This window comes from Actinocorallia longicatena (assembly GCF_039534125.1).
Classification (GTDB): domain Bacteria; phylum Actinomycetota; class Actinomycetes; order Streptosporangiales; family Streptosporangiaceae; genus Actinocorallia; species Actinocorallia longicatena.
In genome coordinates, this window is sequence record NZ_BAAAUV010000042.1 from 19,870 (window position 1) to 42,823 (window position 22,954).

General features: G+C 71.5%; 22 protein-coding genes. 14 read left to right on the forward strand and 8 right to left on the reverse strand.

What is annotated here, in order from left to right:
- Positions 1 to 36: 36 nt before the first annotated feature.
- The 4 genes from ABD785_RS38615 (at position 37) to ABD785_RS38630 (ending at position 3,971) form a co-directional block, all read left to right on the forward strand.
- Positions 37 to 921 (forward strand): LysR family transcriptional regulator, encoded by an 885-nt coding sequence (locus tag ABD785_RS38615; RefSeq protein WP_344839062.1) that lies wholly within the window; start codon positions 37 to 39, stop codon positions 919 to 921.
- A 255-nt stretch (positions 922 to 1,176) separates the two neighbouring features.
- Positions 1,177 to 2,298 (forward strand): transcription termination factor Rho, encoded by a 1,122-nt coding sequence (rho, locus tag ABD785_RS38620; RefSeq protein WP_425547870.1) that lies wholly within the window; start codon positions 1,177 to 1,179, stop codon positions 2,296 to 2,298.
- A gap of 277 nt (positions 2,299 to 2,575) precedes the next feature.
- Positions 2,576 to 3,409 carry an alpha/beta fold hydrolase gene (locus ABD785_RS38625; RefSeq protein ID WP_344839066.1) on the forward strand — a complete coding sequence of 278 codons (834 nt, stop codon included), beginning with the start codon at positions 2,576 to 2,578 and terminating at the stop codon, positions 3,407 to 3,409.
- Positions 3,402 to 3,971, forward strand: coding sequence for a TetR/AcrR family transcriptional regulator (locus ABD785_RS38630; protein WP_344839068.1), 570 nt, complete (start codon positions 3,402 to 3,404; stop codon positions 3,969 to 3,971). Before ABD785_RS38625 ends, ABD785_RS38630 begins: the two co-directional genes overlap by 8 nt.
- A 19-nt stretch (positions 3,972 to 3,990) precedes the next feature.
- On the opposite strand, the gene recQ is transcribed toward ABD785_RS38630, so the two are convergent.
- Both recQ and ABD785_RS38640 read right to left on the reverse strand, forming a co-directional pair.
- Entirely contained in the window at positions 3,991 to 6,006 is a 2,016-nt protein-coding gene (recQ, locus tag ABD785_RS38635; protein ID WP_344839070.1) for a DNA helicase RecQ, read from the reverse strand.
- A gap of 58 nt (positions 6,007 to 6,064) precedes the next feature.
- Complete coding sequence (locus tag ABD785_RS38640; RefSeq protein WP_344839072.1) at positions 6,065 to 6,274, reverse strand: EF-hand domain-containing protein; 210 nt, start codon at positions 6,272 to 6,274, stop codon at positions 6,065 to 6,067.
- A gap of 95 nt (positions 6,275 to 6,369) precedes the next feature.
- Between ABD785_RS38640 and ABD785_RS38645 the strand changes: the two genes are divergently transcribed.
- Positions 6,370 to 7,776 carry a bifunctional phosphatase PAP2/diacylglycerol kinase family protein gene (locus ABD785_RS38645; RefSeq protein WP_344839074.1) on the forward strand — a complete coding sequence of 469 codons (1,407 nt, stop codon included), beginning with the start codon at positions 6,370 to 6,372 and terminating at the stop codon, positions 7,774 to 7,776.
- Between the two features lies 1 nt (position 7,777).
- Here the strand turns inward: ABD785_RS38645 and ABD785_RS38650 are convergent, their stop codons facing one another.
- From ABD785_RS38650 to ABD785_RS38665, 4 genes are all read right to left on the reverse strand, one after another.
- Positions 7,778 to 8,269, reverse strand: coding sequence for a copper resistance CopC family protein (locus ABD785_RS38650; protein WP_344839076.1), 492 nt, complete (start codon positions 8,267 to 8,269; stop codon positions 7,778 to 7,780).
- Complete coding sequence (locus ABD785_RS38655; RefSeq protein WP_344839079.1) at positions 8,266 to 8,940, reverse strand: YcnI family copper-binding membrane protein; 675 nt, start codon at positions 8,938 to 8,940, stop codon at positions 8,266 to 8,268. The genes ABD785_RS38650 and ABD785_RS38655 overlap by 4 nt, the downstream gene beginning before the upstream one ends.
- A gap of 74 nt (positions 8,941 to 9,014) precedes the next feature.
- Complete coding sequence (locus tag ABD785_RS38660; RefSeq protein WP_344839081.1) at positions 9,015 to 9,548, reverse strand: MFS transporter; 534 nt, start codon at positions 9,546 to 9,548, stop codon at positions 9,015 to 9,017.
- Positions 9,549 to 9,619: 71 nt separating this feature from the next.
- Positions 9,620 to 10,204 (reverse strand): TetR/AcrR family transcriptional regulator, encoded by a 585-nt coding sequence (locus ABD785_RS38665; RefSeq protein ID WP_344839083.1) that lies wholly within the window; start codon positions 10,202 to 10,204, stop codon positions 9,620 to 9,622.
- Positions 10,205 to 10,333: 129 nt separating this feature from the next.
- Between ABD785_RS38665 and ABD785_RS38670 the strand changes: the two genes are divergently transcribed.
- The 4 genes from ABD785_RS38670 (at position 10,334) to ABD785_RS38685 (ending at position 13,580) form a co-directional block, all read left to right on the forward strand.
- Positions 10,334 to 10,960 carry an isochorismatase family protein gene (locus ABD785_RS38670; protein ID WP_344839085.1) on the forward strand — a complete coding sequence of 209 codons (627 nt, stop codon included), beginning with the start codon at positions 10,334 to 10,336 and terminating at the stop codon, positions 10,958 to 10,960.
- Positions 10,961 to 11,013: 53 nt separating this feature from the next.
- Positions 11,014 to 11,865, forward strand: a complete 852-nt coding sequence (locus ABD785_RS38675; RefSeq protein ID WP_344839088.1) for an alpha/beta fold hydrolase — start codon at positions 11,014 to 11,016, stop codon at positions 11,863 to 11,865.
- 71 nt (positions 11,866 to 11,936) lie between these two features.
- Complete coding sequence (locus tag ABD785_RS38680; protein ID WP_344839090.1) at positions 11,937 to 12,590, forward strand: phosphatase PAP2 family protein; 654 nt, start codon at positions 11,937 to 11,939, stop codon at positions 12,588 to 12,590.
- A gap of 30 nt (positions 12,591 to 12,620) precedes the next feature.
- Positions 12,621 to 13,580, forward strand: coding sequence for a pirin family protein (locus ABD785_RS38685; protein WP_344839093.1), 960 nt, complete (start codon positions 12,621 to 12,623; stop codon positions 13,578 to 13,580).
- 72 nt (positions 13,581 to 13,652) lie between these two features.
- Here the strand turns inward: ABD785_RS38685 and ABD785_RS38690 are convergent, their stop codons facing one another.
- Both ABD785_RS38690 and ABD785_RS38695 read right to left on the reverse strand, forming a co-directional pair.
- Positions 13,653 to 15,269, reverse strand: a complete 1,617-nt coding sequence (locus ABD785_RS38690) for a GMC family oxidoreductase (protein WP_344839095.1) — start codon at positions 15,267 to 15,269, stop codon at positions 13,653 to 13,655.
- Positions 15,270 to 15,372: 103 nt separating this feature from the next.
- Positions 15,373 to 15,840 carry a MarR family winged helix-turn-helix transcriptional regulator gene (locus tag ABD785_RS38695; protein ID WP_344839097.1) on the reverse strand — a complete coding sequence of 156 codons (468 nt, stop codon included), beginning with the start codon at positions 15,838 to 15,840 and terminating at the stop codon, positions 15,373 to 15,375.
- Between the two features lie 86 nt (positions 15,841 to 15,926).
- On the opposite strand from ABD785_RS38695, the gene ABD785_RS38700 reads away from it, so the two are divergent.
- The 5 genes from ABD785_RS38700 to ABD785_RS38720 all read left to right on the forward strand — a co-directional run.
- Positions 15,927 to 17,405, forward strand: coding sequence for an MFS transporter (locus tag ABD785_RS38700; RefSeq protein WP_344839099.1), 1,479 nt, complete (start codon positions 15,927 to 15,929; stop codon positions 17,403 to 17,405).
- Positions 17,406 to 17,548: 143 nt separating this feature from the next.
- The gene (locus ABD785_RS38705) at positions 17,549 to 19,015 is read left to right on the forward strand and encodes an amidase (protein ID WP_344839101.1); all 1,467 of its coding nucleotides are present in this window, start codon (positions 17,549 to 17,551) and stop codon (positions 19,013 to 19,015) included.
- 33 nt (positions 19,016 to 19,048) lie between these two features.
- Positions 19,049 to 19,444 carry a VOC family protein gene (locus ABD785_RS38710; protein ID WP_344839103.1) on the forward strand — a complete coding sequence of 132 codons (396 nt, stop codon included), beginning with the start codon at positions 19,049 to 19,051 and terminating at the stop codon, positions 19,442 to 19,444.
- Between the two features lie 130 nt (positions 19,445 to 19,574).
- Positions 19,575 to 21,746 (forward strand): protein kinase domain-containing protein, encoded by a 2,172-nt coding sequence (locus ABD785_RS38715; protein WP_344839106.1) that lies wholly within the window; start codon positions 19,575 to 19,577, stop codon positions 21,744 to 21,746.
- A gap of 136 nt (positions 21,747 to 21,882) precedes the next feature.
- Positions 21,883 to 22,954, forward strand: a 1,072-nt coding sequence (locus ABD785_RS38720) for a hypothetical protein (protein WP_344839109.1), incomplete at its 3' end; no start/stop codon positions are given.

The following is a 22,954-nucleotide window of genomic DNA, read 5'->3' on the forward strand; positions in this document are numbered from 1 at the left end:
GTTAACCCCTGTGTTAACGGCCCTAGAGTGATCCGGGTGGAACGCCGCGACATCGAGATCTTCCTGACCCTGGCCGACGAGCTCAGCTTCACCCGGACGGCCGAACGCCTGCACGTCACGACCGCCCGGGTCAGCCAGACCATCAAGCTGCTCGAACGCCGCTTCGGCACACCGCTGTTCGACCGGACCAGCCGCCGTGTGGTCCTGACCCCGGTCGGCCGGCGTCTGCGCGACGACCTCGCCCCCGCGTTCCGCCAGATCGAGGAGGCGGTCGCACGGGCCGTCGCGGCGGGCCGGGGCATCGACGGGGTCCTGCGCGTCGGGTTCGTGGGCGCCGCCGCGGGCTCGTTCGTGCTCAAGGTCAACGCCCGCTTCGCCACGCTCCACCCCTCCTGCGAGGTGCGGATCCGCGAGAACCAGTTCGGCGACGCCCTCGAACTCCTGCGCTCCGACGAGATCGACCTCCTGCTCGCCGCGCTGCCCTTCGCCGAACCCGACCTGACGGCCGGCGACGTCCTCGTCCGCGAGCGCACCCTGCTCGCGGTCTCCTCCCGGCACCCGTTCGCGAAGCGGAGGTCGGTCAGGCTCGCCGACCTGGCGCGGGTCAGGGTCCTGGCGTCGCCGCCGCAGGTCCCCGGCTACTGGGACGACCATCTCGCGCCCTCGCCCGGCAGCCGCGGCCCGGCGTTCAGCACGATCCAGGAGATGCTCACCCTCATCGGCGCCGACCAGGGCGTCTATCCGGTCGCCGAGCAGGTCAACCGGTACTACCTGCGCCCCGACGTGGTCTACGTCCCGATCTCCGACGCTCCGCCGATCGAGTGGGGCCTGGTCTGGCGGACGGCCGGCGACACCACCCGGATGCGCGCCTACCGGGAAGCGGCCCGCGACCTGGCGGCGAGCGGCCAGGGAATGGACTGACGCCACCGGGCGTTGCCATCAGCGGCGGGGTCTGTGTTACTCTGCGAAAGAGGCCGGAAAGTTCGCCTCATTCCCTCGGTAGTGGGTATGACCACACCGATCTGCTCCACCACGCGAAGCCGCTTTCTTCGGCAGGGATCAGTTTCCTTTTCGGGCGTTTCTTCGCGTACTCAGCACGCTGCACCGCTCGTGTGCAGGTGTTTCCCGTGCCGCGCATTCTCTTCAGCGCGCCCTCATCCCCACAAGGAATCCCCAATGAGCACCATCACTCCCGAAAAGACGGCCGCCGAATCCGCAGTCTTTCCGGTGGCCGGAATTCTGGCCGTCGACGACAACAACGCCTATGTCAGGGTGTCCGGTTACGCGCCGGGGCCCGATGACGTCCAGGTCCCGCTGGCCATGGTCCGCAAGTACCGCCTCCGCGCCGGCGACGACGTCCTCGGCACCGCCCGGCTCCCCCGCAACGGCGGGACGCGCAACGGCCGGTCCCGCCCGGTGCTGGTGACCGCCCCGACCATGCCGGACCGTCCCGCCTTCAACGACCTCACCCCGGTCAACCCGCACGAGCGGCTGACGCTCGGCCCCGACCCGGTCGGCCGGATCATCGATCTGGTCACCCCGATCGGCAAGGGCCAGCGCGGCCTCGTCGTCGCCCCGCCCAAGGCGGGCAAGACCATGATCCTCCAGTCCCTCGCCAGGTCCATCGCGGCGAACCACCCCGAATGCCATCTGATGCTGCTGCTCATCGACGAGCGCCCCGAGGAGGTCACCGACCTCCGCAAGAGCGTTCCGGGCGCCGAGGTCGTCTGGTCGACCTTCGACCGTCCGCCGGGCGAGCACATCGCCGTCGCCGACCTCGCCGTCGAACGCGCCAAGCGCCTCGCCGAGCAGGGCCGCGACGTGGTCATCCTGCTCGACTCACTGACCCGGCTCGGCCGCGCCCACAACCTGGCGGCCCCCGGCTCCAGCCGCATCCTCGCGGGCGGCGTCGCCGCGTCGGCGCTCTACCCGCCCAAGAAGTTCTTCGGCGCGGCCCGCAACCTCGAGGAGGCCGGCTCGCTGACGATCATCGCGACGGCCCTGGTCGAGACCGGTTCCCGCATGGACGAGGTCTTCTTCGAGGAGTTCAAGGGCACCGGCAACATGGAGTTGCGCCTCAGCCGCAAGCTGGCCGAGCGCCGCCTGTTCCCCGCCATCGACCTGGCCGCCTCCTCCACCCGCCGCGACGAGCTGATCGTCCCGGCCGACGAGCTCGCCAGGACCTGGCGCCTGCGCTCCATGCTCGCCGCGCTCGACGACACCCAGGCCCTCGAACTCCTGCTGGCCAAGGTCAAGGAAACCCGGACGAACACCGCTTTCCTCGCAGAACTCCCCTGACCTCCCAGGCATGCACACGCTCACCAAGCGGGCGGGAAGGGCGTCGTCTACGAGGGTTACGACGCCCAGGGCGTCCGGGTCGCCGTCAAAGGCGCCGCGCACCGAGACGATCAGCGCGGATTTCCACAGCGGCCTCCCGAAGGAGGTCATGACGCTCCAGCGCGTGGCGTCGTTCTGCACCGCGCGGATCCAGACCTGCCGCAGGCTCCGGGGTTGACGGGCAAAGCTAATTAGATTAGCTTTATGGCTATCAGCAGTAACCCCTAAGGAGTTCGAGATGACCCGGTTCGTGGAAGTCAGCGGTGGGCGGATCGCCTATGACGTGCGGGGCGAGGGACCTCTGGTGATCCTCTCTCCCGGGATGGGCAACCAGCGGCAGGCGTTCCGGCACCTGGCGCCGCTGCTCGCCGAGGCCGGTTTCCGGGTCGCGAACGTGGACATGCGCGGTCACGGCGAATCGAGCATGGGCTGGGCGTCGATCACCCGCACGGACGTGGCGGAGGACCTGCTCGCGGTGATCAGGGAGCTGGGCGGGCCCGCGATGATCGTGGGTCACTCGCTCTCGGGCGGGTCGGCCACCATCGCGGCGGCCATGGAGCCCGAACTGGTCTCGGCGATCGTCGAGCTCAACCCGTTCACCAGGAAGCAGTCGATCGACCTCGGCGGCCTGTTCACGAACCAGCGCTACCGCAAGGGCCTGCTCCGGCTGGCCGGGACCCAGATCTTCAAGAGCCTCAAGATGTGGCTCCGCTATCTCGACCACGCCCATGTGACCAGGCCGGCCGACCACGACCAGGCCATGGAGGCGCTCGCGGCGAATCTCCGGGAGCCCGGCCGGATGGCCGAGTTCATGAAGACCACGAAGTCGACGCCCGCCGACGCCCACGCCCGGCTCGGCGACGTGAAGAGCCCCGCGCTGATCGTCATGGGCCTCGACGACCCCGACTTCGCCGACCCGAAGGCCGAGGGCGACGCGGTCGTGGCCCTCATGCCCGCCGGGATCGGAACCGTCGCGACCCTGCCCGGCGCCGGCCACTACCCGCACGCGGAGGTCCCCGCCGAGCTCGCCGCGCTGATCGTCCCCTTCCTGAAGGAGCACGCCGTTGCCTAGGGCGGGCCTCTCACGGGCCGAGGTGATCAGGGCCGGTGCGGCGCTGGCCGACGAGGCCGGCTACGCGAACCTGGCGATGGCCCCGCTCGCCGAACGGCTCGGGGTCAGGACGCCGTCGCTGTACAAGCACGTCGAGGGCATCGCCGATCTCCAGCAGGAGATCGCGGCGCTCGCCATGACCGAGCTCGCCGACCGGGTCAGGGACGCCCTCCAGGGCCGGTCGGGCCGCGACGCCCTGGACGCGTTCGCCCGGGCCTTCTGTTCCTACATCGCCGACCATCCCGGCCGGTACACCGCGACGCTCGGCCGCCCCACCCACGGCCCGGAGGAGGATCCGCTGGTCAAGGCGGGCACCCGCCTCCTCGAGTCGACCGGCGCCGTGCTGCGGGACTACGACCTGCCGCCCGAGGACACCACCCACGCCCTCCGGATGCTCCGCTCGGCCTTCCACGGCTTCGCCACCCTCAGCGGCGCCGACGGCTTCCAGTGGCCGGAGCAGACCGCGACCGCCCTCACCTGGATGATCGACTTCCTGGACCGGGGCCTGCGCGCCCGATCCTGAGCCGGGCGGGGAGCGGGCCTCACCCCTCGTCGTCCCAGTCGGGCTCCGGGGGGAGCGGGATCTGGTCGTCGTCCGCGGCCGCGACCGGAGCGGGCCGCTGCCGGGCCGGGCTCTGCGGCGCCGGCCGGGACGGGGCCGCGGCGGACGCCGCCCGGACGGGTGCGGGAGCACTCGCCCGAGCCGGGACGGGACTCGGGGCCGGGGCACCGCCGGTGAACTCGGCCAGGGCCTCCAGCAGGGAGGCGCCGAAGCGTTCGAGCTTGGCCTCGCCGACCCCCGAGATGCCGCCCAGCTCGGCCTCGGTGGCGGGGCGCCGGGTGGCGAACTCGCGGAGGGTGGCGTCGTGGAAGATGACGTAGGCCGGGACGCCGCGCTCCTTCGCCTGCGCGGCCCGCCAGGCGCGCAGGTGCTCGAACAGCGGCTGGGCCTCGGCCGGGAAGTCCACCGGGGTGACGGGCTTCTTGGTGCGGGCGGAGGCGGCGCGGACGCGTTCGGGCTCGCGGCGCATCGGCACGTCGCGCTTGCGGCCGAGGACCTCGGCGCTGGCGTCGGTGAGGACCAGGGTGCCGTAGTCGCCCTCGACGCCCAGCAGGCCCTGGGCCAGGAGCTGCCGGACCACGCCGCGCCACTCGGACTCGCCCAGCTCGGTTCCGATGCCGAAGACCTTCAGCTCGTGGTGGCGGTGCTGGGTGACCTTGTCGGTCTGCTTGCCGAGGAGGATGTCGATGACCTGGCCCGCGCCGAACTTCTGGTTGCGCTCGCTCTTGAGCCGGAAGACCGCCGACAGGAACTTCTGGGCGGGGATGGTGCCGTCCCAGGACTCGGGCGGCGCCAGGCAGGTGTCGCAGTTGCCGCACGTGACGCCCGAATCCTGCTGACCGAAATAGGCCAGAAGTCGGGTTCGTCGGCAGGAGACCGTCTCGCAGAGGGCGAGCATGGCGTCGAGATGGAGGGACAGGGAGCGGCGGTGGGCGAAGTCGCCCTCCGACGACTCGATCATCTTGCGCTGCTGGACGACGTCGGCGAGGCCGTACGCCATCCATGCCGTGGACGGCAGCCCGTCGCGGCCCGCGCGGCCGGTCTCCTGGTAGTAGCCCTCGATCGACTTCGGCAGGTCGAGATGGGCGACCAGCCGGACGTCCGGCTTGTCGATGCCCATGCCGAAGGCGATGGTCGCCACGACGATCAGCCCGTCCTCGCGCAGGAACCTGGCCTGGTTGCGCGCCCGGACGTCCGAGGGCAGGCCCGCGTGGTACGGCACGGCCTGGACCCCGTTGTCGACCAGGAACTCCGCCGTCCTCTCCACCGACGCCCGCGACAGGCAGTAGACGATCGCGGCATCGCCCGGGTGCTCGGTCTTCAGCAGCTCCAGAAGCTGTTTCTGCGGGCTGTTCTTGGCCACGATCCGGTACTGGATGTTCGGCCGGTCGAAGCTCGCGACGAAGTGCCGGGCCCCGGTGAGATCGAGCCGCTGGGCGATCTCCTTGTGGGTGGCCTCGGTCGCGGTGGCCGTCAGGGCGATGCGCGGCACGTCCGGCCAGCGCTCGTGCAGCACCGACAGGGCGAGGTAGTCGGGGCGGAAGTCGTGGCCCCACTGCGAGACGCAGTGCGCCTCGTCGATGGCGAACAGCGCGATCTTGCCCCGGTCGAGCAGCCGCAGCGTGCTGTCGACGCCCAGCCGCTCGGGCGCCAGGTAGAGGAGGTCGAGCTCGCCCGCGACGAACGCCCGCTCCACCTCGCGACGCTGGTCGAGGCTGAGGGTCGAGTTCAGGAACGCGGCATTGACGCCCGCCGCCTTCAGGGCGTCGACCTGGTCCTGCATCAGGGCGATCAGCGGTGACACGACGACCCCGACACCCGGGCGCACCAGGGCGGGGATCTGGTAGCAGAGGGACTTGCCGCCACCGGTGGGCATGAGCACGAGCGCGTCGCCGCCGCTCACGACATGGTCGATGATCTCCTGCTGGCCGGGCCGGAAGGAGTCATATCCGAAGACTCGGCTGAGAACCTCAAGGGCTTCGTCGGGGGAAGTCACCACGTCAGTGTATGAAGATCCCCCGACCGGCACCGGCAAGTCCTGTGGACGACCCGCTTTAAAGCGTGTCGAGCAGTGCCTGGAGCTCTTCGAGGGTGATGAAGCCGTCGTGGTTGACGTCGGCGCGTTCGAAGTGCTCCTGCGTCTCGGCCTTGCTCCAGGTCAGGCCCAGTTCTTCGAGACAGAGCGTGAATCCGACCAGGTCCAGCTTGCCGTTGTCCTTGGCATCGACGGTCCGGAACGCTGTGAGCACGCCTTCGACGGTCAATTCAGACTCCTTTACGCTGGCTGATCACCGCATCATTACATAGGCCGTGATCTCCCACACGGCATAACCGGACGACTCGCGGGGATGGAGCGGGCATGAGGTTGACCGAAATAGATCAGGATGCGTTCGACCGCGTGGCCGCCGCCAAGCTCACCGGGCTGGAGTTCGTGCTGCCCAGGCTGTCACGGGTGGCCGATCACGGAGTCCTGTGGTTCGGGACGGCCGCGGTCCTGGGGGCGTCCGGGCGGCCCGCCCACCGCCGGGGGGCGCTGCGCGGGCTGATCGCCCTGAGCATGGCCAGCCCGGCCGTCAATCTCGTGGGAAAGCAGATCTTCCGGCGGCGTCGGCCGCGCGTGAACCTGGTCCCGAAGATCAGGATTCACCGGCTGCCGACCTCTCCGGCCTTCCCCTCCGGTCACACCGCCAGCGCCGCGGCCTTCGCCACGGCCCTCGCGATGGAGGTGCCGTGGAAGGTGAGCGTCCCGGTGGCGGCCGTCGCGGCGGCCGTGGGCTTCTCCCGCGTCTACACCGGCGCCCACTATCCGGGTGACGTGCTGGCCGGAGCGGCCTCGGGCGTCGCCGCGGGGCTCGCCACCCGGCTGCTGTGGCCGCCGCACCCCGGCCCCGCGCACGTGGCGCGGCTGACCCGGACGGCCGAGGAGGTCACCCCGTCGGGCGAGGGCGTCGTGGTGTTCGCCAACACCGACGAGGACCTCACCGAGCTCCTGCCCGACGCCGAGTTCATCGCCGCGGGCGACGACATCCCCGGGCAGCTCGACGCCGCCGCCGCCAAGGCCAAGGTGCTGGCGGTCTGCGGCGGCGACGGGACGGTCGGCGCCGCCGCGGACGCCGCCCTGCGCCACGACGTCCCGCTGCTGGTCATCCCGACCGGGACCCTCAACCACTTCTCCAGGGCGCTCGGCATCGAGACCGTCGCCGAGGCCCTCGACGCCTACCGGAACGGCTGCCTGGCCAAGGTCGACGTCGGCATGGTCAACGGCGTCCCGTTCCTGAACACGGCCAGTTTCGGCGCCTACACCGAGCTCGTCGACCGGCGCGAGAAGCTGGAGAACCGGCTGGGCAAGTGGCCGGCGCTGGCCGTCGCGGCGGCGAAGGTGCTGCACCGGGCCGAGCCCGTCGAGGTCGAGATCGACGGGGAGCCCCGCCGGGTCTGGCTGGCGTTCATCGGTAACTGCTCCTACCAGTCGCGCGGCGCGGCCCCCACCTGGCGGGACGATCTCGACGACGGCCTCCTGGACGTCCGGATCATCGAGGCGGGCGACAGGCTGCGGCGGCTGCGGGCGCTGAGCGCCGTCCTGGTCGGCCACCTGCACCTGTCGCGCGAGTACGAGCACTGGCAGACGCCGTCGCTGCGCCTGGACTACGAGGGCAGGACGCTGCGGATCGCCCACGACGGGGAGACCCGCGACACCGCCGCGCCGGTCGTCTTCGAGAAGCACCTCACCCGGTTGCGGGTGTTCGTCCCGAAGGCGGCCGGCTGAGTCACTCGGCGGGAGTCCTGCGGGCCCAGACGATCCCGCCGCCGACGGCGGCCAGGGCGAGGAGGCCGAGCAGGCCCCAGAGCCAGACGGGCTTCTCCCCGGAGTCCGCCTCGGCCTCCGGCGCGGCCGTCTCCTGGACGCCCTCGACGGTGAACTTGTAGGTGTCGGAGATCGGATGGCCGTCGTTGGAGACGACCCTCCAGGCCACCGTGTAGGGTCCCGGCTTCAGCTTTCCGGTCAGCGGGACCTTGACGACGTTGTCGGTGGCCGTGGCCTTGCCGATCGTCACGGGCTTGCCCGCCCGGTCACTGAGGACGACCTTCGGCAGGATCACGTCATCGGCGTAGGTGAGGACGATCTCGGCGGGAACCGGGACGATCTTCCCCGCCTTGGGCGCGGCGTCGATGAGCTGCGTGTGCGCGGAGGCGGGGGCCGCCACGGCCGGCGCTGCGAGCAGCGCGACCGTGACGACCGTCCCGAGCCGGCGGATCATGCGCTCTTCCGGCGGAAGGCGAGGGCACCGAGCACCAGCCCGGCCAGGCCCGCCGCGAGGCCGAGCCCGCCGAGCAGGCGGGCGGTGCCGTCGTCGAGACCGCTCTCCTTCTCGGCCACGGCGGCGGGGGCGGGGGCGGCGGCCTTGGGGGTCAGCTTGAGGACGGGAGCCGGGTGCTCGGCCTCCTTGCCCTCGGCGGACTCCTCGTTCCAGTGGACGACCTCGCCGCTGGAGTAGGTCTGGTCGGCCTTGAAGGTCAGGTGGTCGACGTCGGTGGGCAGGGGGCCGAGAGAGACGTCGAACTCCTGGAACTGACCCGGCTCGATCTTGCCGCCCGTCCAGGTGATCCGGGTGACGGCCTTGGTGATCTCGCCGTCCTCGCTCTTGATCGGGGTGGCGAGGGTGTTCTTCTCGGCCTTGACGGTCCAGCCGGCGACGGGCTTGACCGAGACGAACGCGATCGCGTGGTCCTGCGGCAGATCAACGACGATCTTGGTCGTCGAGGCGTCGTCGCGCTCGTTCGGCACCCGGAAGGACACCTTCGACCAGGAGCCCTGCTCGGCCGTGCCGGGCTGGACGGTGACATGGGCGGAGGCCGGGACGGCCAGCGCGGCGACGGCGACGGCGGAGGCGGCGGTGACGGCCGCGACACGGCGCACGAGAGTGGACATAGGGGGAGACTCCGTTTTCGTTCCATGGGTGAAGAACCCGCGGGCGGGTTCCGTGACACGAGGAGCGCCCCGTCTCAGGGCGCCGGGGAACGAACGGGAGGACCCCGCAGGACCAGCGCGTGCCGCAGCAGGGCCGCGACCGGCCGGACCGGCGCCTCGGGCGCCGCCGGGAGAACGAGGAGGGGCGCCGGAAGCCGGACGGCACCGGCCCTCACCAGCAGGGGCGTGAGCAGCCGCCGGGCCATCGCCCAGGCCGCCCGCTCACCGCGACGCAGCCAGAGCGCGGACAGGAGCCCGGCCAGCAGGTGCGCGGCCGACATTCCCGGCGAAAGGGTCTCGCCGACCTCGATCGCCCCGTGGTGGCCGCCCGCCGAGGCGAGAAACGCGTGCAGCGAGAACTGCCCGCCGAGCAGCAGGCCGATGATCACCGGCAGCGAGCGCTCGGCCCCCGCGACCAGGTAGGCGATCGCGCCCACTCCGCAGAAGGCCGTGGCGACCGCCCGGAACGACAGCGGGTCACCGGCGGCCAGCCAGTGCGCCACCAGGGTCAGGCTCACGCAGACCGCGGAGAAGGCGGTCGCGCGCGCGAGACGGAAAGGGGCACCCATGGCGCCCCGATTCTGCCATGACCCTCTCGATGCTCCCCACGGAACCCGCGGTGACGTTCCGCCCGTCGGGGTTACCTCTTCGTGAGGATTCCGTTTCTCGCCGCCAGGGCGGCCATACGGGCGCAGCGGTCGGCGATCTCCTCGTCGATCTCTTCGCACGTGATGTACATCCGGTAGTAGAGGGGCGCCGCTGCCACCCGGACGACCTCCTCGGTGTCGGTGTCCGGGGGGACCTCGCCGCGCAGGATGGCCCGCTCCACCATGGCGGAGGTGGTCGCGATGCGCGACATCAGGGTCTGGTGGAGGGTGTCGCGGGCGCGCTCCTCCCGGACGGCCGAGGAGACCATGACGTCCATCCAGGTGCGGTGCACCGGGACGCGGTAGAGCGTGACGATCCCGCGGGTCAGGGCCCGCAGGTCGGACTCCAGGTCCTGCGAGGGCGCCAGCTCGATGTGCTCCGTGGCGATCTTGTCGGCGATGTCGAGGACGACGTTCTCGACCGTCCGCCAGCGCCGGTAGACCGTCGAGGGCGCGACCCCGGCGCGCTTCGCGATGCGCTCGATGCTCACGCCCGCGTAACCGCTCTCGGAGACCTCGGCCAGGGCCGCGTCCAGCACCAGCTGGCGGGTGCGCGCGGTCCGTCCACCGGGGCGCACGCTCCCCGGTCGTGGCTCCAAAGAAAAATCGTCTTGCATTAGTGACACCTCTCCTGACATGCTCAGGCTAACGCAAGCTTCTTCGCATTAGTTCAGTTTTCAACCTTCGGCCGGACCGAAAGGTGAGGTGTGGAACGTTTGAAACGCGCCCTGGTCGTGATCGACGTACAGAACGAGCACGTCGCCGGCGCGCTCCCCATCGGCTTCCCCGAGACCTCCGGCAGCCTGCCCCAGATCGGCCGCGCCATGGACACCGCCCACCTGAGCGACGTGCCGATCGCGGTGATCCAGCACAGCGCCCCGCCGGAGTTCGCGCTGTTCGCCCGGGGCTCCCGCGCCTGGCGGCTGCATCCGGTGGTGACGTCCCGGCCCTACGACAAGCTGATCGAGAAGGCCTACCCCTCGACCTTCACCGGAACCGACTTCGACTGGTGGCTGGCCGACAACGATGTGGACACCCTGACCCTCGCCGGATTCATGACCAATATCTGCCTCGACGCGACCGCCAGGGAGGCCGCCCAGCGGGGGCTGGCCGTCGAGATCCTCTCCGACGCGTCCGGGACGCTGGCGATGTCGAACCGGGCGGGCTGGGCCAGCGCCGAGCGTCTGCACGAGTCCACCCTGATCAGCCTGCACGCGCGGTTCTCCGCGGTCGCCACCACCGCGGAGTGGATCGCCGCGGTGCGCTCGGGCGAGCCGCTGCCGCAGCCGGACCTTATCGCGAGCACGGAACTGGGAAGAGGTGTCGCGTTCTAACGGTTAGATCCATTAGAATCCTCATGGATCAACCCGTTAGAAAGAGGAAAGCCATGCTGCTCCCCCAGGTACGGCACCGGTTCGCGGACGTCGACGGCGTCCGGGTCTTCTACCGCGAGGCCGGCCCCGCGGACGCCCCCACGCTGCTGCTCCTGCACGGCTTCCCGGCCTCCTCGCACCAGTACCGGCGGCTGATCGACGCCCTGGGGACCCGCTACCACCTGATCGCCCCCGACTATCCGGGCTTCGGCCACACCGAGGTCCCCGAGGGGTTCACCTCCTCCTTCGAGACCCTCACCGACGTCGTCGAGGGCTTCGTGAAGGCCGTCGGGCTCAGCCGGTTCTTCCTCTACGCCTTCGACTTCGGCGGCCCGGTCGGCTTCCGGCTCGCCGCCCGCCACCCCGGCTGGATCGCCGGGCTCGTGATCCAGAACGCCAACGCCTACGAGGAGGGGCTGTCGGACCTGGCCCGCGGCTTCATCGCCAACCGGCCGGGCGTCGCGGGGGCCGAGGAGAACATCAGGGGCATCCTGAACCTCGAGGTGACCCGGGGCCAGTACGAGGGCGGTGCCGACGCCGAGCTCGTCGACCCCGACGGATGGACCCTCGACCAGCACTTCCTCGACAGGAACGTCCCGGCCCAGCTTCCGCTGCACCTGGACTACCACTCCAACGTCGAGCTCTACCCGGACTGGCAGCGCTGGCTGCGCGACCACCGCCCGCCGACGCTGATCGTCTGGGGCCGCAACGACGCCTTCTTCCCCGAGGCCGGCGCCCGGGCCTATCTCCGCGATCTTCCCGAGGCCGAACTCCACGTCTTCGACACCGGCCACTTCGCCCTGGAGACCCATCTGCCCGAGATCTCCACCCTCATCGAGGAGTTCCTCGATCGCGAGACGCGCTGAACCGCCCCGCTCCGGGCAGATGAAATGATCGTGCCGTGGGGCGTCGGATATGGGTGGTCATCATGTCGGTGGTGGTGCTTGTCACCACCCTGGACGTCCTTTTCACAGGACCGCTGACCCGCTGGGACAGGAGCTCGATGCTCCTGCCCGGCACCCTCGAAGTGGATCCCGGGTTCTGGCACGTCTTCTGGCGCACGATCGTCTGGGCCGGGCAGTTCTGGCTCGTCGGCGGCCTCGCGGGCATCGCCGGCTGCCTGGCCGCGTGGCGGATCCGCCGCTGGTGGCCCGCGCTGGTCACCGGCGTGTGGATCGTGGTCATCAACATCATCCTGCTGGCGATCAAGAAGTGGCTCCAACGGCCCGCCCCGCACGCCGGTTACGACGCCCTGTGGGTGCCAGGGAAGCTGTCGTATCCGTCGGGGCACGCGGCGATGTCGGCGTCCTGCCTGGTGATGGTCGTGGTCCTGGTGACCCTCGGACGCTCGGACTCCCTCCGCCGCAAGGCGCTGTGGTGGGCCTACGGGATCTCCGCCGCTGCCTCGGTCGCGACCGTCGTGCTGGGCTACCACTGGCCGACGGACACGATCACCGGCTACGCCCTCGGCCTGCTGTTCGGCTGGGGAGGCCAGTCGGCGATCACCTGGTCCGCCGGGCGCTTCGGGATGGGGGCGCTGGAATCGGGCTCCGGAGACCCTGGAATAAACTTGAGAGCTCAACCATTATAGGTGGTGTACTCGAAGAAAGAGGAGGGCGTCATGGCCGCCGTCACCGTGGAGAACCCGCTCACCCTTCCGCGCGTCCCCGTTCCCGACCCGATGGTCGACGAGCCGCGTAAGGTCCTGGGCGTCTCCAATGCCCCGAGCGGTCTCGAGGGCGAGGGCTTCCCCGTCCGCCGGGCCTTCGCGGGCGTCCACACACGCCATCTCGACCCGTTCATCATGATGGACCAGATGGGCGAGGTCGACTACGCCGCGGGCGAGCCCAAGGGCACCCCGTGGCACCCGCACCGCGGGTTCGAGACCGTCACCTACCTCATCGACGGCCGCTTCGACCACCACGACTCCGCGGGCGGCGGCGGCAAGATCGGCCCGGGGGACACCCAGTGGATGACGGCGGGCTCCGGCCTGCTGCACATCGAGGCCCCGCCGGAGGACCTGGTGATCTCGGGAGGCCTGTTCCACGGTCTCCAGCTCTGGGTCAACCTGCCCGCCGCCGACAAGATGATCGCCCCGCGTTACCAGGACATCAAGCGCGACAAGGTCACCCTGCTGACCACGCCCGACGGCGGCGCGCTCCTGCGCGTCATCGCCGGTTCGCTCGGCGGGCACGAGGGCCCGGGCATCACCCACACCCCGATCACGATGGTCCACGCGACGATCAGCGCGGGCGCCTCGATCACCCTGCCGTGGAACCCCGAGTTCAACGGCCTGGCCTACGTCCTGTCCGGCCGCGGAACGGTCGGCACCGGCCTGCGTCCCATCCACGACGGCCAGCTCGCGGTCTTCGGCAAGGGCGGCTCCATCACCCTGTCGGCCACCGACAAGCCCGACTCCCCCACTCCCGACCTCGACGTCGTCCTGCTCGGCGGCCGCCCCATCGGCGAGCCCGTGGCCCATTACGGCCCCTTCGTCATGAACACCACCGCCGAACTCCAGCAGGCCTTCGAGGACTTCCAGGCCGGCCGCCTGGGCGTCATCCCCGCCGAACACGCCTGACCCGCCCAGAAGAGCCCCGACCTCCGCCGAGGCCGGGGCTTTTCGCCGTTCCGGAACCCTCTCGGGCCGGGGTCAGGGGGTGAGGATGAGGGCGGCGGCGTGTTCGCCGATCATCATGGCGGGGGCGTTGGTGTTGCCGCCGGTGATGGAGGGCATGATCGAGCAGTCGGCCACGCGGAGGGACTCGATGCCGCGGACCCTGAGGTCGGGAGTGAGGACCGAGCGGGGGTCGGAGTCGGCTCCCATGCGGACGGTGCCGACCGGGTGGTAGACGGTCGTGGCGCGGTTGAGGACCTCGGGCTCGAGGGCGGCGCGGTCCTTGTAGGAGGGGCCGGGGTTCAGCTCGCCGGAGACTCCGCTGGAGATCAGCTTGCTGGCCATCGTCTCGCGGACGAGCTCCATGCCGTCCAGGAGGAGGAGGCGGTCCTCGGCGGCCTGGAGGTAGTTCGGGTCGATCACCGGGGCGGCGGTCGGGTCGGCGCTCGCCAGGCGCAGGGTGCCGCGCGACTTCGGGTAGATCAGGGTCGCCAGCAGGGTCAGCGACGGGCGCGGGTCGACCTTGTGGCGGATCGGCGCGTCCTGGTTCGGGCCGGGATAGCCCCACGGGAGGACGTGGATCTGCAGGTCGGGGATGTCGGTGGCCTGCGGGCTGCGGACGAAGCCGACGCCCTCGAAGACGCTGCGGCCGACCCAGGTGTTGCCGCGCAGGGACTCCTTGATGACGCCCCGCGCGAAGTAGGGGGCGGTGCCCTTGTTCCGCGCCGACTTCATCAGGAAGCTCATCGGCAGGAACATGTGGTCGTGCAGGTTGTCGCCCACCGGAAGGTCGGCCGCGACCTCGATGCCGTGCTCGGCGAGGTGGGCCGCGGGCCCGACGCCCGACAGCATGAGGAGCTGGGCGGAGCCGAACGCGCCCGCCGACAGGATCACCTCGCGGGACGCGCTGATCGTGGTGCCGTCCGTGAGCCGGACGCCCGTGGCCCGCCCCTTGGAGATCTCGACCCTGGCGACCGTCACGCCGGTGGTGACCGTGAGGTTGGGAAGGGCGGGCTTGCCGTCGACGTGGTCGTCGAGGTACCCGACCGACGAGCTGTAGCGCAGCCCGCCGTGGGCGCTCTGCTGGAACAGGGACGAGCCCTCCTGCTCCTCGCCGTTGTAGTCGGGGTTCTTCTTGACCCCGGCGGTCTCGGCGAGCGCCTCGATGAAGGCCTCGGTGGCGGGCGTGATGTCCTTGGCGCGGGTGACCTTGATGGGGCCGGCCTCGCCGCGCAGGTCGGTGCCGCCGTCCTCCCAGTTCTCCATCTTCTTGAAGCTCGGCAGGACGTCCTCGTAGGACCAGCCCGCGCAGCCGTCGGCCGCCCAGTCGTCGTAGTTCCTGCGGTTGCCGCGCACGAAGACCATGCCGTTGATGGAGCCGGAGCCGCCGAGGACCTTGCCCCGCGTCTGCGGGATCACCCGGTTGAGCGCGTCGGCCTGCGGGGCGCTGTAGAAGCCCCAGTCGAGCTTCTTCTTGAGCTGCGGGATGTTGTGGAAGACGGCGATCAGGCCCGGTTTGCGCACCAGGGCGGTGCGGTCGGAGCCGCCGGCCTCGAGCAGGATGACGCTCGCGCCGGACTCGGCGAGGCGCTTGGCCAGCACACAGCCGGTGCTGCCCGCTCCCACGATGACATAGTCGGCGGTCTGACCCATGAAGACCTCACAGCAAAACGCGACGGAGAACCACGGGAAACCGCAGCCCACGGCGCAATCTACTCCACCAAGCGTGCGCTTGGTCAAGTGCCGGAGGGCGCGATCAGATCGCGGCCGAGACCGGGGCCTCCTCGGGGGCCGCGGCGCCGTCCGGGGAGTCCGCGGCGTCGCACGCGACGTCGGCGAGGATCACGCCCTCGTGGCCGAACACCTCGCACACGACCTTGCGGTGGACCGGCCAGGCGAGCTCCCAGCGGGCCTTGCCGGGCCGGGTGAGGGAGACGAACACGACGCGACGGTCCTGGGTGCACATCTCGCGCTTGACGAGACCCTCCTTCTCGAGCCGCGCGACGGCGCGGGAGAGGGCGCTCTGGGTCAGGTGGACCGCCTGACTGAGCTCGTGCATGCGCAGCGAGCCCTCCTCGCTCTCGGCCAGGCGATCGAGGATCTCGAACTCGCTCATGCCGAGGCCGTAACCGTCGCCGAGCGCCTTGTCCAGGCGGCAGCTGACGTTGGCGACCTGCCGGGCGATCTCCCGCCAGGCGTCCACCGCTTCTGTTACCTCGCTCACAACGCCGAGGGTACCATGCGCGAGAATCTTATGCAAATACATTTGATGCTTGCGCATTGAATGCGCGTGCATGTAACGTTCTCTCCATGACCGAGAGCAACCTTGAACCCCCCACGTCCGCTTCCGCGGCCAAGGACACACCCGACGCCCGGTGGACCCCCCGTCTCTGGGGCACCCTGCTCGTCCTGTGCACCGTGTTGTTCCTCGACGGCCTCGACATCTCGATGGTCGGCGTCACGCTTCCCGCCATCCAGGCGGATCTGGGTCTGTCCACCTCGACCCTCCAGTGGATCGTCAGCGGTTATGTGCTCGGCTACGGCGGCCTGCTCCTGCTGGGCGGCCGCACCGCCGACCTCCTCGGCCGCCGCAGGGTCCTTCTGATCGCGCTGGCGGTGTTCGCAGGGGCATCACTGCTCAGCGTGTTCGTCGACAACGGCACCCTGCTGATCGCCACCAGGTTCATCAAGGGCGTGGCCGCGGCGTTCACCGCGCCCGCCGGCCTTTCCATCCTGACGACCACTTTCGCCGAGGGACCGGTGCGCAACCGCGCGCTGGGCATCTACACCGTGTTCGGAGCGTCCGGTTTCTCCTCCGGCCTGATCCTCGGCGGCGTGCTGTCGGAGATCGACTGGCGGGCCGTGTTCCTGCTGCCCGCGCCGCTGGCATTGGCCGCCCTGGTCGCGGGCATCAAGTTCATCCCGAAGACCTCGGAGAAGGCCGAGGGCGGGCACGACATCCTCGGCGCGGTCCTGTCCACGTCCGCGCTGCTGCTGCTCGTGTTCACCGTGGTCAGCGCGCCCGAGGCCGGCTGGGCCACCTTCCGCACCATCGGTTCGTTCGTCCTCGTCGCGGTGCTGGCCGCCGCGTTCCTCCTCACCGAGAACCGCCTCGCCCACCCGCTGGTCCGGCTCGGCATCTTCAAGAACAAGCTGCTGGTCCAGGCCAACCTGGCGGCCATGACGGTCTTCGGTTCCTACGCCGCCTTCCAGTTCGTGGTCGCGCTGTACCTGCAGACCGTCCTCGGGTGGAGCCCGCTGGAGATGGCGCTGGCCCTGCTTCCCGCCGGGTTGATCGTCGCGACCTCCGGGCCGACCATGGGCAAGCTCATCACCCGGTACGGCACCGCGCCGCTCGTCACGATCGGCATGGTCGCCTTCACCGCCGCCTACGCCCTGTTCCTGCGGGCCGACGCCGAACCCAGCCTCGTCACGGTGATCCTGCCGACCGCGGTGCTGCTCGGCTTCGGGTTCGCGCTGGCCTTCTCCTCGCTGAACGTCCAGGCCACGACCGGTGTCGCGGACAACGAGCAGGGGCTGGCCTCCGGCCTGGTCCAGACGTCCTTCCAGATCGGCGGGGCGGTCGTCCTGGCGATCACCTCGGCGATCGTCGGCAGCACCGAGGTCAAGCCCGGCGAGGTGCCCGACACCTTCTACCCGGCCATCGGCTTCATCACGGTCATCGCCGTCATCGGTCTCGCGGCCGCCCTCCGCGGCTGGGCCCACCAGCGCAGGACCGACTTCGACGACGAACTCGACCGCGAGCGCGAACTCGATCTGGTCGCCTGACCCGGCTCCGCAACCGAACAGATCACGTACAACCGAACAGATCACGGTCATCAGGCCCGTCCCGGCTCCCCCCGGGGCGGGCCTTCACCGTGTCAGGGGGAAATCCGGTCGCCGGTTCGCGGAGGGTGCGCCATGGTGGGCGGGTGGACCTGCACGAGTACGCCGCCCTCGACGCCGTCGGCCTGCGCGAGCTGATCGTGTCCCGGCAGGTGAGCGCCGCCGAGGTCGAGGACGTCGCCCGGCGGGCGCTCGGCCGCGCCGACGAGGAGCTCAACGCCCTCACGATGCCGCCGTTCGAGACCGCGCTCGATCATGATCCGGATGGTCCGCTCGGCGGTGTGCCCTTCCTGATCAAGGACAGCGGGCCGTTCGCCCGCGGCGTGCCGTTCACCTTCGGCAGCCGGGGCGTGCTGGGCGCGGTCGCGGCGGAGGACCACGATCTGATGCGGCGGTTCCGGGCGGCCGGGCTGGCCGGCCTCGGCCAGACGACGGCCCCCGAGCTGGGCCTCAACTTCACCACCGAGTCCGTCCGGTACGGCCCGACCCGCAATCCGTGGGCTCTCGGCCGAAGCCCGGGCGGGTCGAGCGGCGGATCGGCGGCGCTCGTCGCGGCGGGGGCGGTGCCGATCGCGCACGGGAACGACGGCGGCGGCTCGATCCGGATCCCGGCCTCGTGCTGTGGGCTGGTCGGGCTCAAGCCGTCGCGGGGGCGCACCCCCAGCGGCCCGTTCGCCGGGGAGGTCGGCTTCGGCCAGACGGTCGAGTTCGCCCTCACCAGGACCGTCCGGGACGCGGCGCATCTCCTCGACGCGGTGTCGGCCACCCCGATCGGTGACAAGTCGGTGGCCCCGCGGCCGCTGCGCCCCTATGTCAGGGAGCTCACCGCCGGTCCGGAACGGCTCCGGGTCGCGGTGACCACGGCGTCCTGGTCGGGCACGTCCGTCGACCCCCAGGTCGCCGAGGTGACGGCCGACGCGGGCCGTGTCCTCGAATGGATGGGGCACACCGTCACCGAGGCCGCTCCCCCGTTCGACCCCGGCGATCTGGTCGAGGGGCTCGTCCTCGGCGCCTACGCGGCCGGGGCCGCCTTCCTGCTGCTGCCCTTCCCGATCGCCACCGAAAGATGGGAGGCCGTCTCGCGGAGCGTCTTCGCCGAGTCCGCCGCGGCGACCCTCCTCGACGTGGCCCGCGCCCTCGACGCCCAGAACCGCGTGACCCGGACGGCCGCCGCCTTCCTCACCGCCCACGACCTGCTCCTCACCCCCACCATCGGCCATCTGCCCGCGCCCCTCGGCTCCTTCGCCTACGACTCCCCCTCCACGATCCGCGACTGGCTGCGGCGCCTGTTCGACTACGGCCCCTTCACCGCCCCGTTCAACATCTCCGGCCACCCCGCGATCAGCCTCCCGCTCGGCCAGAGCCGCGAAGGCCTCCCGATCGGCGTCCAGCTCGTGGCCGCGCACGGCCGCGAGGACCTCCTCCTCCGCACCGCCGCCCATCTGGAACAGGCCGTCCCCTGGTCCGGCCGCGGCCCCTCGGTCCTCACCGATCGACCCGGATCCCGATCTTCGGACCGGCGTCCCGGCGTTTCCCCGCGCGACGCCGGGTAGGCCGACCGGAGAGGATCCGACGAGGAGGACGCCATGGCAGCCATCGCGCACATCAGGACGACCGTCCTGGACTGTCCTGACCCCCGGGGTCTGGCCGCGTTCTACCGGAACCTGGTCGACGGCGAGATCATCGCCGACGACGGCGAATGGGTCGTCCTGTCCGACCAGGGGCGCCACCGCATCGCCTTCCAGAGGACCCCCGACTACCTTCCGCCCCGCTGGCCCGACCCCGCCCATCCTCAGCAGCTCCACCTCGACTTCACCGTCGACGACCTCGACGAGGCCGAACGGCTGACCCTCGCCATCGGCGCGACCAAGACGGCCCACCAGCCCGACGACGGCAAGTCCTTCCGCGTCTTCCTCGACCCCGCGGGCCACCCCTTCTGCCTCTGCGTCGGCCCCCCGGAAGGCCTCCGCCCCCTCGCCTGAACACCCTGACCGCATGCGGCCGGGCAGGGCCCCGGGGCCGGTGTTCCCGCACCAGGCCGAGCCGGGATCCTGGTCTGATGCCGGAGCACGGCATCGGTACCGGTGTTCCGGGTGACGGCTGGAGGGCGGAGTGGTGTGGGCCGAGCGGTTCGAGATGGGGCGGGAGCTCGGGGCCGGGGCGTTCGGCAGGGTCGTCCTGGCCGTGGAGAGGGCGAGCGGGACCGCGTGCGCCGTCAAGTACCTGGCGAACGCCTCCGCCGGGGGCGCGGCGATGCTCGCCCGGGAGGCCCGGGCGCTGGCGGCGGTGCGGGATCCGCATGTAGCACGGGTGTACGAGTACGTGCCGCCGGACGACGGCGGGCCGGCGATCGTGATGGAGGCGGTCGAGGGGCGGAGCCTGAAGGAGGTCATCGCCGGCGGGGCCATGCCGCCCGAGGCGGCGCTGGCGGTGCTCAAGGGGTCGCTGCTGGGGCTCGCGGCGGCGCATGACGCCGGGGTCGTCCACCGTGACTACAAGCCGGACAACGTGATCGTCTCGGCCGGCGGGACCAGCAAGCTCATCGACTTCGGGATCGCGGTAGCCGTCGGGGAGCCCGTCACGCCGGCGGGGACCGCCCGCTACATGCCTCCCGAGCAGTGGCAGGGCGACCCGGTCACCCCGGCGTCCGACGTCTACAGCGCGACCTGTGTCTTCGTCGAGTGCGTCGCGGGCCGTCCTCCCTACCCGGCCGCCGCCCTCGCCCGGCTGAGGGCCGCCCATCTGGCGGAGCCGGTTCCGGTGGAGCTCGTCCCGCCCGGGCTCGCCGGGCTGGTGGAGGCCGGCATGGCGAAGGAGCGGGCGGCCCGGCCGCCGGACGCGCGGGCCTTCGCCACCGAGCTGGAGACGGTCGCGGCCGCCGCGTACGGTCCGGACTGGGAGCGGCACGGCCGCGACGCGCTGGCGGCCGCGCTCGGTGGTCTGGTCTCCGCCGCGGGCCTGGCCTGGCTCCTCGGCGGCGGGCCCGCCGCGACCCCGGTCACCGATCTGGCCGTCTCGACCGTGGTCCCCAAGTCCGGCGGCGTCCTGGCCAAGCTGTTCGGCGGATCGGGGGCGAGCACGATCACCGGGGCGGGTGCGGGAGCCGCCGCGGTCCTGCTGGTCACCGGCGGGGTGTTCACCGTCCGCTCCGTCACCGCCGACAAGCCCGAGCCGCCGGTGGCGGCCGCCGCCGCTCGGCCGTCGCTCGCCTACACCAACGAGACCCAGCTCAGGGTCCTCACCCCGGACGGACGGGACCGTGTCCTGGCGACCTTCCCCCGGGCCCTCGCCACCCAGGTGCCCCGATGGTCCCCCGACGGGCGCCTCGTCGCCTGGCGGCGCGACGCCCCCTACGACGACGCCAACCGCACCGTCCTCGTCGCCGACGCCGCGACCGGGCGGACGTCCCGGCTCCCGCTCTGCGCCACCGCCGAGCCCTCGGGCTGCGCCTTCGCCGGATTCCTCGGCGATGATCTCGTCGCCACCTCGACCACCGAGGCGGCGCCGAAGCTCCGCCTGATGCCCGCCACCGGCGGCACCGTCCGGGAGGTCCCCCTCCGCGGCCTCCCCAAGGCCCCGCAGGGCGGCACCTGGAGCACCGTCCAGCCCGTGGGCATCGTCGGCGGCTCCCTGATCGCCGCCCTCGACGCCTCCGACGGCGGCGCCGACGACCTCTACTCGGTCCTGACCGTCCGGATCGACGCCTCCGGAACCGTCTCACCGCTGTTCCCCGGCTCCGCGCACACCCTCTCCGGCGGCCAGGAGACCGTCTGCGGCGGCCTGCCCCTCTACCAGGACGACCGCGCCCTGATGATGCGGACGTTCAGCGAGCCCTTCGAGTGCGGCGGCGGCGATCCGCCCCGGAACGTCCTGATCCGCGTCATCGACCTGGAGAACCGGAAGGTCGTCGAGGGCATCTTCGACAACGGCGGGGTCGAGATCCTCCAGGCCTTCCGCGACCCCGAGGGCCGCCTGTGCGCCACCGCCTACGACGCCGACCTGGGATCCCGGACGCCCCGCATCGGCACCCGCACCATCGCGCCCGCCAAGTACTGCCTGACGGGCGGCCGCTTCACCCTCACGACCCCGGGCCTGCTCCTCGACACCCCGTCCGTCCGCGGCTGGCGTCTCACCGAGACCGGGACCGTCACCGTGACCACGGACGCCGTGCAGCTCACCGCCCCCGGCCGTCTCCGCTCCACCGATCTCTCCGCGACCGACGGCAAGTCCGCCCTCCCCTTGAAGCCCCCACTGACCTCGGCCGTCTGGTCGCCCGCGCCATGACGTCCCGAACCCACCGGCGTTACCAGCGGGTATTCCGGTTCGGGTGGGTTTGGTGGTTTTCGCGGGGGGCCGGTCGTAGGGTTGGCGCAGCGAAGATCGGCCGAAGTCGACCCGGTGTCCCCGTGAGAGGAACGAGATGATCACGCGCTCCCCCCAGCCCGCCGCCGCCGACCCGGTGGTCCGGGCGGTCGAGGCCAACCCGGTCATGGCCGTCGCGATCGGGGCCGGGGCCGTGCTCGTGCTGGGGATCGCCGTCGCGGGATGGCGGCGAAGCCGCGGGCGGGTGGCCGCCGACCAGGCGCTGACCCTCGTGGCCGCGGGGATCGCGACCGCGGTGGCGGCGCAGGGCATGTGGCGCTTCTTCGGCGACGTGCTGCAGCTCGCCGGCCCGCTCCGGGTGATGATGTTCGCGTTCATCGAGGTGGCGGTGCTGTCGTCGGCCGTCCGGGCCAGGCGGTCGATGCGCGAACGGCACACCGCGGGCGTCGACGGCCTCGCCGTGTGGGTCCTGACCTGCCTGTCGGCCGTGCTGTCGTCGCTGGACTCGCGCAGTTTCGGCGAGGCGGTGTTCCGGCTGGCCGCTCCGCTCGTCGCGGCCTGGCTGTGGGAGCGCGGCATGGCCATCGAGCGGATCCGGCTGACCGGCCGGGCCCGGATCAACTGGAAGCTGACCCCGGAGCGGATCTTCGTGCGGCTCGGCCTGGCCGACCCGACCGACCGCACCGCGGGCGAGGCCGACACCGACCGCCGTCTGCTCCGCCTCGCCCTCGCCGCCAAGCGCGCCCGCGATCTCAGGAACAGCACCGGCCCGCTGCGGCGCCTCCCCCGGCGGCGCGCGATGAAGAACCTGGAACGCGCGATGGAACGGGCCGTCGAGCACGGCGGGCTCGGCACGGAGCAGGAGCAGCGCGACCGGCTGCTCGGCCAGCTCGGCGTCCTCTACAACGCCGAAGGCCTTCTGGACCTCCGGCCCGCCTCGCCCTGGACCGCCCCGGCCGCCCCTGCCGCCGAGACCGTCCGGCCCCGGGAGGACGCCGCCTCCGTCCGTCCCCCGGACGCCGCGGGCCTCAACGCCGTCATCCCCATCACCGCGAGCGCCGCGGCCCACACGACGGCCGTCCCGGACATGGCCGGGCGGTTGCGCGCCGACGCGGCGACGCCCCTCCCGCAGCCCCCGGCCAGCGCGAACGGCCGGGGTCCGGAGGGCG